At 59.1% G+C, this 11,342-nt stretch carries 10 protein-coding genes; all 10 read left to right on the top strand.

What is annotated here, in order from left to right:
• A partial coding sequence (locus BM063_RS14915; protein ID WP_245752299.1) for a transposase occupies positions 1 to 247 on the top strand: 247 nt, incomplete at its 5' end.
• Between the two features lie 226 nt (positions 248 to 473).
• Positions 474 to 1,376: a dipicolinate synthase subunit DpsA gene (gene dpsA, locus BM063_RS14910; protein ID WP_092040792.1), complete on the top strand. Its 903-nt coding sequence runs from the start codon at positions 474 to 476 to the stop codon at positions 1,374 to 1,376.
• A complete protein-coding gene (locus tag BM063_RS14905; protein ID WP_092040789.1) occupies positions 1,373 to 1,975 on the top strand; it encodes a dipicolinate synthase subunit B in 603 nt (200 codons plus the stop codon). The genes dpsA and BM063_RS14905 overlap by 4 nt, the downstream gene beginning before the upstream one ends.
• 259 nt (positions 1,976 to 2,234) lie before the next feature.
• Positions 2,235 to 3,269 (top strand): aspartate-semialdehyde dehydrogenase, encoded by a 1,035-nt coding sequence (locus BM063_RS14900; protein ID WP_092040785.1) that lies wholly within the window; start codon positions 2,235 to 2,237, stop codon positions 3,267 to 3,269.
• Between the two features lie 13 nt (positions 3,270 to 3,282).
• Positions 3,283 to 4,512 carry an aspartate kinase gene (gene dapG / locus BM063_RS14895; protein ID WP_092040782.1) on the top strand — a complete coding sequence of 410 codons (1,230 nt, stop codon included), beginning with the start codon at positions 3,283 to 3,285 and terminating at the stop codon, positions 4,510 to 4,512.
• A 33-nt stretch (positions 4,513 to 4,545) separates the two neighbouring features.
• Complete coding sequence (dapA, locus tag BM063_RS14890; RefSeq protein WP_092040779.1) at positions 4,546 to 5,430, top strand: 4-hydroxy-tetrahydrodipicolinate synthase; 885 nt, start codon at positions 4,546 to 4,548, stop codon at positions 5,428 to 5,430.
• Between the two features lie 159 nt (positions 5,431 to 5,589).
• Positions 5,590 to 7,269, top strand: coding sequence for a ribonuclease J (locus BM063_RS14885; protein WP_092040776.1), 1,680 nt, complete (start codon positions 5,590 to 5,592; stop codon positions 7,267 to 7,269).
• A 640-nt stretch (positions 7,270 to 7,909) separates the two neighbouring features.
• Entirely contained in the window at positions 7,910 to 8,629 is a 720-nt protein-coding gene (locus BM063_RS14880; protein WP_143085385.1) for a ClpP family protease, read from the top strand.
• Positions 8,626 to 8,853 (top strand): YlzJ-like family protein, encoded by a 228-nt coding sequence (locus BM063_RS14875; RefSeq protein WP_092040770.1) that lies wholly within the window; start codon positions 8,626 to 8,628, stop codon positions 8,851 to 8,853. Before BM063_RS14880 ends, BM063_RS14875 begins: the two co-directional genes overlap by 4 nt.
• Positions 8,854 to 9,026: 173 nt before the next feature.
• Positions 9,027 to 11,327 (top strand): FtsK/SpoIIIE family DNA translocase, encoded by a 2,301-nt coding sequence (locus tag BM063_RS14870; RefSeq protein WP_092040768.1) that lies wholly within the window; start codon positions 9,027 to 9,029, stop codon positions 11,325 to 11,327.
• Positions 11,328 to 11,342 lie beyond the last annotated feature (15 nt).

Genomic DNA, 11,342 nt, shown 5'->3' with positions numbered 1-11,342 from the left:
GTGGGCACGTCAAAACCGTTTAAGTGAAAGGGGCAAACAACTGTATAAACGACGGAGTCAGACCATTGAGCGCAGCTTCGCTGACGCCAAAGAACTTCATGGGCTTCGTTATGCACGCTACAGGGGGCTTGCCAAAGTCAGAGAGCAATGCCTCCTTATTGCCGTGGCTCAAAACATCAAAAAAATGGCCTTGCTCCTCTCGAAGAGAGGAAAAGGCTTTGTGATCCGCCTAATTTACCAAATCTAATTTCCTTTATCTGTTTATTCCCCATAAACATGCAACCCCTGGCGCTTTTCTTGCGAAAAGAGCCAGGGGGTTTGTCATCAATCTCGAGCCCGCGTTGCGGGCTCGTTTTTTGATGGCAGGAGCTCATCCGGACGGGTAACCGAAGCCTCCCCCCTTTCATAATATGGGATCAGGCAGTGAGAACTGATCAAGCCGCCTGGGGCGCAGGGGGAAAGGGGTATCGGCGATGCTGTCAGGCAAACATATCGTCTTTCTCGGGGGAGATGCCCGGCAGTTGGAAATCATCAAGAAATGCATCGATTTGCGGGCCCGTGTGAGCCTCGTCGGATTTGACAATCTGCAAAATCCGTTCATCGAAGCGACGAACCGGGAGCTCACCCCCGATCTGATGAAGACGGTGGACGTTTTGATCCTTCCCATTGTCGGCACGGATGACCGCGGAAATGTGGAAAGCATCTTTACGAAAAAAACGCTGGTCCTCACCGAGGAACTGATCGAGGCGCTGCCGGAGCAGGCGGTGATCTACGCCGGGATGGCCAAACCCTATCTGCGCTATCTTTGCGAGAAACGCGGCAAGCGCTTGGTGGAGCTGCTGGAAAGGGACGATGTCGCCATCTACAATTCGATTCCCACGGTGGAAGGGGCTTTGATGATGGCCATTCAAAACACGGACATCACCATCCACGGCTCCGCCTGCATCGTGCTGGGGTTGGGAAGGGTGGGCATGACGCTGGCCCGAACGCTCCACGGATTGGGCGCCAAGGTCCGCGTAGGGGTTCGGCAGAGCGAGTTGTTTGCCCGGGCGTATGAGATGGGGCTCACCCCTTTTCAGATTGAGGAGCTCTCCGATCAGGTGGAGGATGTGGATCTTTTGTTTAACACGATACCGGCACTTGTCGTCACATCCCGCGTGATTGCCCACATGCCCCACCGTGCGGTGATCATCGACCTGGCTTCCAAACCGGGGGGAGTGGACTTCGGATACGCGGAAAAAAGGGGAATCAAGGCTCTGCTCGCCCCCAGCCTGCCGGGACTCGTCGCCCCGAAAACGGCCGGACGCATTCTCGCGATGACCATAGTCCAGGATTTGTCCGAACAGGACGGAAAGGGAGGAAAAGGGGAGCGATGAATTTCGAGGGAAAAACTATCGGCTTTGCGATGACGGGTTCCCATTGCACCCATGACGAGGTTTTGCCGCAGATGAAGCGTCTGGTACAGCTCGGCGCCAAGGTGATTCCCATCCTTTCGTACACGGTGGCCAACGTGGACAGCCGTTTTGGGAAGGCCGAGGAGTGGATTGCCAAGATCCGGGAGATCACTTCCGAGCCGATGATCACGACCGTTCCGGAAGCGGAGCCGATCGGCCCGAAAAAGTTGCTGGATTGTCTGGTGATCGCCCCCTGCACCGGAAACACCCTGGCCCGCTTGGCCAATGCCTTGACCGACGGTCCCGTCCTCATGGCGGCCAAAGCCCAAATGCGGAATCACCGTCCCGTGGTGGTGGCGATCTCCACCAACGATGCCCTCGGCCTCAATGCGGTCAACCTGGCCCGCCTTCTGCCGGCGAGGGACATCTACTTCGTTCCCTTCGGCCAGGACAATCCCGAAAAGAAGCCCAACTCCATGGTCGCCCGCATGGAATTGATTCCGGAAACCTGCGCCGCGGCAATGGAGGGAAAACAGCTGCAACCGTTAATAGTTGAAAAATATCGCTACTTGACTTCATAATAGAGAGAGACTTGACGCGTTCACCGCCCCTCCGGCAAGGGGGGCTGCGGTGTCCGGATGAAAGGAAGGTGCAGGGTTTTAGCACCAACCCTTTCGGATGGGACATCTCCTGGAGGACCGGATGTTGCCGGCATCAAGGACGGCCTCCAGGTTCCTTCCTTTTTGGCGCGGCCAGGAGCATCCGGCGCCTTTTTGCCATGAGGGGATAAAGGCGCGGAGACAAGGGCCTCTTAATGTTCGGGAGAGGGGGAGATCACACATGGCCAAAACCTATACAGTCGCCGTGGTGGGAGCCACGGGCGCGGTCGGAGAACAGATGCTGAAAAACCTGGAGGAGCGTTCGTTCCCCGTCGGGGAACTCCGCCCCCTGGCATCGGCGAGATCCGCAGGCAAAAGCGTTCGGTTCCGGGGCGAAGAGGTGGTTGTCCGCGAAGCCACTCCCGACGCCTTCGAAGGAGTGGACATCGCTTTGTTCAGCGCCGGCGGGGGAGTCAGCCTCAAACTGGCTCCGGAAGCGGTGAAACGGGGCGCCGTCGTCATCGACAACACCAACGCTTTCCGGATGGATCCCGATGTTCCCCTGGTGGTTCCCGAAGTCAACGGGCATAAGGTTCGGGAGCACAAGGGGATCATTGCCAATCCCAACTGCTCTACCATTCAGATGGTGGTCGCCTTGAAACCGATCCGCGACCGTTACGGACTGGAGCGCGTCATCGTTTCCACGTACCAGGCGGTTTCCGGCTCGGGCTGGCAGGCGATCGAGGAACTGAAGCGGCAAACCCGGGCGGTGATCAGCGGCGAAGAGGTGTCCTGCGAAGTGCTCCCGGTGAGCAAGCTGTCCAAGCATTACCAGATCGCCTTCAATGCGATTCCCCAGTGCGACGTGTCCCAGGAAAACGGGTACACGTTGGAAGAGATGAAAATGGTGCGGGAGACCCAGAAGATTTTCGAGGACGACTCGATCCGGGTGAGCGCCACCTGCGTGCGCATTCCGGTCCTTCGCGGTCACAGCGAATCGGTCTATGCGGAACTGAAGGAAGAAGCCGATCCGGAGGAGGTTCGCAGGATTTTGGCGGACGCTCCGGGCATTATCGTCCAGGACGACATTGACGAGCAGGTGTATCCGATGCCCCTTACGGCGGACGGCCGCCACGAAGTTTTCGTGGGAAGGATCCGCCGCGATCTGCACAACCCCAAGGGGCTTCACCTGTGGGTTGTGGCGGACAATCTGTTGAAGGGAGCAGCAACCAACGCGGTACAGATTGCCGAACTTCTCATTTCCACCGACAGGTAAAAGGGGGCAGGGCATGAAGATCCTGGTTCAGAAATTCGGAGGAACATCCCTGGCGACGCCGGAGCTGCGGGAACGGGTGGCTCACCATGTCCGGACCGCTTTGGATGAAGGGTATCGTTTGGTGGTCGTGGTTTCGGCGATGGGGAGAAAAGGGGCTCCCTACGCAACCGACACCTTGCTGGAATGGGTCAAAAACAACGGCGATGCTCTCCCTCCCCGGGAAATGGATTTGCTTCTCCACTGCGGCGAGATCATTTCCGCATCCGTCTTGGCCAGTCTTCTGCGGTCCAAAGGGATTGACTGCTGCGTGTTGACGGGAGGGCAAGCGGGAATCATCACCAATAACGATCACACCAACGCCCAGATCATCACCGTCAATCCCGTCCGGGTCCGTCAGGAGCTGGAGAAGGGACGGGTGCCGATCGTCGCCGGTTTCCAGGGACGGACGACCGAAGGGGAGATCACCACCCTCGGACGCGGGGGAAGCGACACGACGGCCACGGCCCTCGGGGTGGCCCTGGGCGCGGAGATGGTGGACATTTTCACCGACGTGAACGGGATCATGACCGCGGATCCCAGGATCGTGGAGGACGCGGTGGCCCTGAACACGGTCACCTACACGGAGATGTGCAACCTCGCTTTCCAGGGGGCCAAGGTGATCCATCCCCGGGCGGTGGAGATCGCCATGCAGACCAACGTCCCGATCCGCGTTCGCTCCACCCTCGCCGACAGCCCCGGCACCCTGGTGACCAATCAGGGGGAAGTGAACCGCCTGGCCGGGGAAGTGAATGACCGGCTGATCACGGGAATCACGCAGGTTCCGGGCGTGACCCAGATCAAGGTTCATGCCGGGGAAGGGCAATACGACCTGCAACTGAAAGTGTTCAAGGCGATGGCGGAAAACGGGATCAGCATCGATTTCATCAATGTCAATCCGAGCGGAGTGGCGTACACGGTTTTCGACGAGTGGGCGGACCGCGCCGAAGCTCTTTTGCGCGACCTGGGTTTTGAGGCGGAGCTTAACCGGAACTGCGCCAAGGTTTCGGCGGTGGGGGCCGGCATCGCGGGGGTTCCCGGCGTCATGGCCAAAATTGTGGAGGCTTTGACGGACGAGGATATCCAGATCCTGCAGTCGGCTGACTCCCACACCACCATTTGGGTGCTGGTGCGGGGGGAAGACATGCATAAGGCCGTCCGGGCCCTTCACCGCAAGTTTGAACTGCACAAGATTCACTATCAATGAGCGGAGAGACCGCCAAGACATCATTAATGGAGGATGACGGACGTGCAATTCGGCAGACTGGTGACAGCGATGATCACTCCGTTCACCCCGGACGGAGCGGTCGATTGGCGGCGGGTTACCGAACTTGTGGAACATCTGATCCGCACGGGAACGGAAACTCTCGTGGTTGCCGGAACCACCGGAGAATCGCCGACGCTCACCCACGAGGAAAAGCTGGAGTTGTTCCGCCGGGTGAGCCGGCAGGCGGACGGCCGGGTGAAGGTGATCGCCGGAACGGGCAGCAACAACACCGAAGCCTCCATCCGGCTGACGAAGGAGGCGGAAGAGGCCGGCGTGGACGGGGTGATGTTGGTGGGCCCCTATTACAACAAGCCGTCTCAGGAGGGTCTGTTCCGCCATTTCCAAGCGATCGCCGAGGCGACTTCCCTCCCGGTCATGCTCTACAACGTCCCGGGACGGACCGGGATGAACATCTCCGTCGACACGATGGTCCGCCTCGCAGAGATGGACAACGTGGTGGCGATCAAGGAAGCGAGCGGCGACTTGTCGCAGGTGACGGAATTGGCCTCCCGCGTGCCGGATAGGGTGGCGGTCTACAGCGGCGACGACAAGCTGCTGTTGCCCGTCCTGGCGGTGGGAGGGGTGGGGGTCGTCAGCGTGGCCAGCCACCTGGTCGGATCCCAATTGAGGGAGATGATGGACGCCTTTTTTGCCGGCGACGTGCGGCGGGCGGCCCGGATTCACCAGGAGTACCATCCGCTGTTTGAGGGCCTGTTCATCACTTCCAATCCGGTTCCCGTCAAATACGCCTTGCATGTGAAGGGATTGTGCGATCCGACCGTGCGCCTCCCCCTCGTCCCGCCGACGGAGGAAGAGCGGCGCCGGATCGAAGACCTGCTCCGCAGGCTGAACATTTGATTTTGGCACGGAAAAACGCTTCGGGATTCCCCGAAGCGTTTTTCGTTGGGGAGGGGTTTTTCCGGATTGTTGCGTCCGGCGTCCCGGTTCGTGTATAATGAACGCAAGTGGCTTGTGCGGTTTCGGGTGACTTACAACTGAATACAGGAGGGTATTTTTTTGACAAGATTCAACTCACGAGGCAAACTGACCGTTTTTGCGCTCGGTGGGTTGGACGAAATCGGGAAGAACATGTACGTGGTTCGGTACGGGGACGATATCGTGGTGATCGACGCGGGGTTGATGTTCCCGGAAGAGGAGATGCTGGGAATCGATGTCGTCATTCCCGACATCACGTACCTGATCGAAAATCGCGAGAAAGTACGCGGGATTCTTTTGACGCACGGACATGAGGATCACATCGGAGCTCTTCCTTACATCCTGCGCCATCTGAATGTGCCGGTGTACGGGACGAAATTGACCTTGGGGCTTGTCGAACACAAGCTGCGGGAAGCGCACCTGTTGAACGAGACGAAGCGGATTCTGATTCACAGCCGTTCGGAAGTCAGGCTCGGTTCGATCAAGGCCACCTTCTTCAAGACCAACCACAGCATTCCGGATTCGGTGGGGATTTGTCTGGAAACGCCGGAAGGTCTGGTGGTGCACACGGGGGACTTCAAGTTCGATCTCACCCCGGTGAACGGTCAGGCCGCGGACATGCACAAGATGGCTGAGATCGGAAAAAGAGGCGTTTTATGCCTTATGTCGGACAGCACCAACGCGGAGCGGCCTGGTTTCACGGGTTCGGAACGGGTGGTCGGGGAAGCCCTGGAAGAGGTGTTCCGCAAGGCCAAGCAACGGATCATTGTGGCCACCTTTGCCTCCAACATTCACCGGATTCAGCAGGTGATGGATGCTGCCCACAAGCACGGACGAAAACTGGCGGTTGTGGGGCGCAGCATGGTGAATGTGGTCAACATCGGGATGGAGCTGGGGTATCTTCGGGTTCCGGACGGCTTGCTGATCGATCCGGATGAGATCAACAAGCTGCCCGCCCATAAGGTGGCCGTGATGTCGACGGGAAGCCAGGGGGAACCCATGTCGGCTTTGACCCGGATGGCCCATTCGTCTCATCGCAAGGTGGAGGTGCTTCCCGGCGACACCGTGGTGATTGCGGCCACGCCCATTCCGGGGAATGAGAAGTTGGTCGCGCGCACGGTGGATCAGCTGTTCCGCATCGGAGCGGATGTCGTCTACAGCACGACGTCCCAGCACGGAGTGCACGTATCCGGCCACGGGTCGCAGGAAGACTTGAAATTGATGCTGAACCTGATTCGTCCCAAGTACTTTATCCCGATTCACGGTGAGTATCGCATGCTGCGTGCTCATGCCCAACTTGCCGAGTCTGTTGGCATCCGTCCGGAAAACATTTTTATCTGCGACAACGGGGACACGGTCGAGTTTTCCGACGGAAAGGCGCGTTACGGACCCAAGATTGCCACGGGCAATGTGTTGATTGACGGTTTGGGAGTCGGAGATGTCGGAAATATCGTGCTCAGAGACCGCAAGTTGTTGTCACAAGACGGAATTTTGGTGGTTGTAGTCACCCTGAGCAAAAACAACGGCACGATTTTGTCCGGTCCGGATATCATTTCCCGCGGTTTCGTCTACGTGCGGGAATCGGAGCAACTGTTGGATGAAGCCAACCGCATTGTCACGCAGACGATGGAAAAATGCATGAGGAACCGGGTCAGCGAATGGGCTTCCCTCAAGACCAACATCCGGGATGCCTTGAGCCGCTTTTTGTACGACCGGACGAGGCGGCGTCCGATGATTTTGCCGATCATCATGGAGGTCTGATTCCCGGTTCGAAAGCCGGCACCTTCGGGTGCCGGCTTTTTTTGATTTTGAAGGAATTGGCTGTTTGCAGCGCTCTTGGCCTCCCCTGTCCCGGGGGCGGCTGTGTGATCTGTTTTGCAAATTGTCGGCCTTCGTTTGTCCTTTCGGGAACCATCCCATGCACGGGGTGTTGTCCTTGTTCGATTCCGGTCATGATGCCCAGGCAGTCAATGTTCGGTCATCGAGGCAGATACCGCACGCCTGATCCCCCGATCACCGAGGGCTTTTTCAGGTCCCACCCCCGTGCCGGAACCCCGCGCCTCACCGGGTTCCATCTCCGCCTTGGGACGTTGCCCGCCTTGCTTTCGCCCCGGAAAGATGGCTGGCTCACAGCATCTTGCGGGCAGGAGGCTGTTTGCGGGCGGAGATTTGCACCGGGAGATGCTTCAGGCCGGCGCGTCCCTGATTTGCGACACGGGCGGATCGGCGGAAGCTGCGCCTTTGTTTTGATTTCCGGGGCTTAAGAAAGTCCCCTTTTTATTACGGATGCTCCCGGAGCATACTAGGTGGGAAGGCGGGGGGTTGAGCAGGCGACGGTTCCGTGGCGCCCCCCGTGCGGACGGATTTTTTGGACTTCGGAGCAAAAGGGGTGCACACTGAAGTGGATGGGTTTTGGAATGAAAAGCCTTTGATCGAGGAGCCGGACAGGAAAAAAGAGACGATTCAAGCCATTCAGCAGTTGGGCGGGTCCAATGTTCCGCAGCTGGAATCCAACATCTTTTGTTTGTCGGTGATCGGTCAAATCGAAGGGCATCTGGTCATGCCTTCCCACAACAAGACGACCAAATATGAACACGTCATCCCTCAAATTGTCGCGGCGGAGCAGAATCCGCAGGTGGAAGGCGTGATTGTCGCCCTCAACACCATCGGCGGGGACGTGGAGGCCGGTTTGGCCATCGCCGAGATGATCGCCACGATGAGCAAGCCGACGGTTTCCCTCGTGCTGGGGGGAGGGCACAGCATCGGCGTGCCGATCGCCGTGGCCGCCGATGTCAGCTTCATCACCGAAACGGCCACCATGACCATTCATCCGATCCGGCTGACGGGTTTGGTGATCGGTGTGCCCCAAACCTTTGAGTATCTGGAGAAGATGCAGGAGCGGGTGATCCGCTTCGTCGTCAACCATTCCAACATCACCGAGGAGCTGTTTCGGCAGCTGATGTTCCGGACCGGAGAACTGGCCCGGGATATCGGCACCAATGTGATCGGCCGGGACGCGGTGGAATACGGATTGATCGACCGGGTGGGCGGATTGGCCGATGCCATGGCGGAGTTGAACCGGCTGATCGAAGCGAGGAAAGCGGGGGGGACCGTCCAATGATTCATTACACGATTTATCCTCCCGAATGGATCTACACGGATCCGCTGTCTCCCCCGAAGCGCCGCATCCGGGATGTGTCCATCGGCGGCGTGGCGATGCAGGTGGAGATCCTGGAAAACGGAGAAGCGCGGATTGTCCGCCTGCTTTCCCCCGATCCCCGCCACTATCTGGATCCCCGCTTTCAACCGGGCAACCGGGTAAGGCTCGTTCCCTCCCTCCCGTAAAGGCCCCCGTTTCTTCCGCACCCGAGACCCCACGGAAAGACGGTCGGATCCCGGAGTTTTTCCGGCGGTTCGGCCTCTTTTTGCTTCGGACAAATTTGCCCCTTCAATTGGCTGATTGTGCCAGTTTCCATGTTATAATGGGAACGGAGGCTTTGCCCGGAAAGGTGAGATCGATGTCCAAGGGAAAGAAAAAGAGAAAAGAACAGATTCAAAGGGCCATCCACTTTGAACTGTACGGGATCGCCCTGTTCACCGCATCGCTGATCGCCATGGCCAGCCTGGGAGCGGTCGGCCGCTCCCTCACATATTTGTCCCGGTTTCTGGTGGGAACCTGGGATTTCATCATTCCCCTCACCGGCATGATCTTGTCCCTCTACATCATGGTGAAGCGGCGTTGGCCCACGGGATGGTCCCCCCGCTGGACCGGGGTCGTCCTGATCATCCTGGCGTTTTTGGTGCTGAACCACATGAGCATGATGGACGCCCTCGGGCCGGAGGACCGGGAGAAAACGGTTCTCGCCGTCACCTGGGAAAAGATCTTGGCGGAGCGCCAAGCGCAGCTTCCCACGGATATCGGCGGGGGCATGATCGGCGCTTTGGTATACTCGCTCTTCGAGTATTTGTTCGATGAGGCGGGGACGCCCATTGCGGTGGTCTCTCTGTTTTTGGCGGGAAGTCTGCTGGCGACGGGCTTTTCCTTCGTCCAGATGGTCCGCTCCGTCCGGGAACGGGCGCGTCGCCGGCTCCATGGGTGGAAGCGGGAGTTGGCGGAGCGCTTGAAGCGGAAAGCGTCCTCCGGGAAAAAAAGGAAGCGGAAGAAGGCCGCCCCGCCGCCCCTCGGGGAGGTGGCGGGGGGAGATGGGGAGGCCCCTGTGATCCACGATTTCATGGAGAAGGAACATCAGCGGGAATTCTCCTCCTCTTCGGAATCGGTCCGTCCCCGGCAGCTCACCCTTCCGCTGAAGGAATGGGAGGAAAAACCGGAACCGAAAGCCCGGGAGAAGGCGTCCGTCAAGGTGCATTTCCAGCAGTCGAATCCGGAACCGTCGGAATACCGCCTGCCCCCCTATTCCCTCCTGAAGAAGCAGCGCAATCCCCATCGGGGAGAGGAAAAGCAGGAGATCATGTCCAAGGCGAAAAAGTTGGAAGCCACCCTGGAAAGCTTCGGCGTCCGGGCCAAGGTGACCCATGCCCATCGGGGGCCTGCGGTGACCCGATATGAGGTGCATCCCGAGGTCGGGGTGAAGGTGAGCCGGATTGTGAATCTGGCGGACGATTTGGCCCTCGCCCTGGCGGCGCGGGATATCCGGATCGAAGCCCCGATTCCCGGCAAGTCCGCGGTGGGGATCGAGGTGCCCAATCCGGAAATCGCCACGGTGGGGCTCAGGGAGTTGCTGGAAAGTTCCGCCTACCACGAATCCCCCTCCAAGTTGAGTCTGGTGCTGGGACGGGATATTTCCGGGGAACCGGTGATCGGGGATCTGGCGAAGATGCCGCATCTGCTCATCGCGGGCGCGACGGGGTCCGGAAAAAGCGTCTGCATCAACGCGATCATCACCAGCCTCCTCTACAAGGCGAAACCGAACGAAGTCAAAATGATGATGGTGGACCCCAAAATGGTGGAGCTCAACGTCTACAACGGGATTCCCCACCTGCTCACCCCGGTGGTCACCGACGCCCGGCGTGCGGCAGTGGCTTTGAAAAAAGTGGTGGCCGAGATGGAGAAGCGTTACGGGCTGTTTGCCAAGACGGGAGCCCGGGACATCGAGCGGTATAATCAAATGATCGAGGGGGATCCGGAGCGGGATCCGCTGCCGTATATCGTGGTGATCATCGACGAATTGGCGGACCTGATGATGGTGGCCCCGGCGGATGTGGAGGACGCGATCTGCCGCCTGGCTCAAATGGCCCGGGCCGCGGGGATCCATCTGATCATCGCCACCCAGCGTCCCTCCGTCGATGTGATCACCGGCGTCATCAAGGCCAATATCCCTTCGCGGATCGCATTCAGCGTCTCCTCCCAGGTGGACTCCCGGACCATTCTGGACATGGGCGGGGCGGAGAAATTGCTGGGCAGGGGAGATATGCTGTACCTGCCCGTGGGGGCGCCCAAACCGATCCGCGTTCAAGGGGCCTTTGTCTCCGACAAGGAGGTGGAGGCGGTGGTGCAATTTGTGAAGGAGCAGCAGGAAGCCCGTTATAACGAGGAGATGATCCCCGATTTGAAGGAGTCGGAGGAAGAGGGGGCGATGGACGACGAGTTGTATCCGGAAGCGGTTCGGCTGGTGGTGGAGGCGCGGGTGGCTTCCGCCTCCATGCTGCAGCGCCGGTTGCGCATCGGATACACGCGGGCGGCCCGGCTGATCGATCTCATGGAAAGCCGGGGGGTGGTGGGCCCCTATGAGGGAAGCAAACCGCGGGAGGTGCTGATCACGCCCGAACAGCTTCACGCCCGGAAACAGATCTCCATTTGAGGTAAGTGATGAAAA

The organism is Planifilum fulgidum (assembly GCF_900113175.1).
Classification (GTDB): domain Bacteria; phylum Bacillota; class Bacilli; order Thermoactinomycetales; family DSM-44946; genus Planifilum; species Planifilum fulgidum.
Note: the sequence above shows the minus strand (reverse complement) of the source record. Positions and strands in the feature narration are given on the sequence as shown.

Bases quoted from the DNA above. Each gene is read 5' to 3' on its own strand.
- dpsA (WP_092040792.1), top strand. From the start codon at position 474: ATGCTGTCAGGCAAACATATCGTCTTTCTCGGGGGAGATGCCCGGCAG.
- BM063_RS14905 (WP_092040789.1), top strand. From the start codon at position 1,373: ATGAATTTCGAGGGAAAAACTATCGGCTTTGCGATGACGGGTTCCCAT.
- BM063_RS14900 (WP_092040785.1), top strand. From the start codon at position 2,235: ATGGCCAAAACCTATACAGTCGCCGTGGTGGGAGCCACGGGCGCGGTC.
- dapG (WP_092040782.1), top strand. From the start codon at position 3,283: ATGAAGATCCTGGTTCAGAAATTCGGAGGAACATCCCTGGCGACGCCG.
- dapA (WP_092040779.1), top strand. From the start codon at position 4,546: ATGACGGACGTGCAATTCGGCAGACTGGTGACAGCGATGATCACTCCG.
- BM063_RS14875 (WP_092040770.1), top strand. From the start codon at position 8,626: ATGATTCATTACACGATTTATCCTCCCGAATGGATCTACACGGATCCG.
- BM063_RS14870 (WP_092040768.1), top strand. From the start codon at position 9,027: ATGTCCAAGGGAAAGAAAAAGAGAAAAGAACAGATTCAAAGGGCCATC.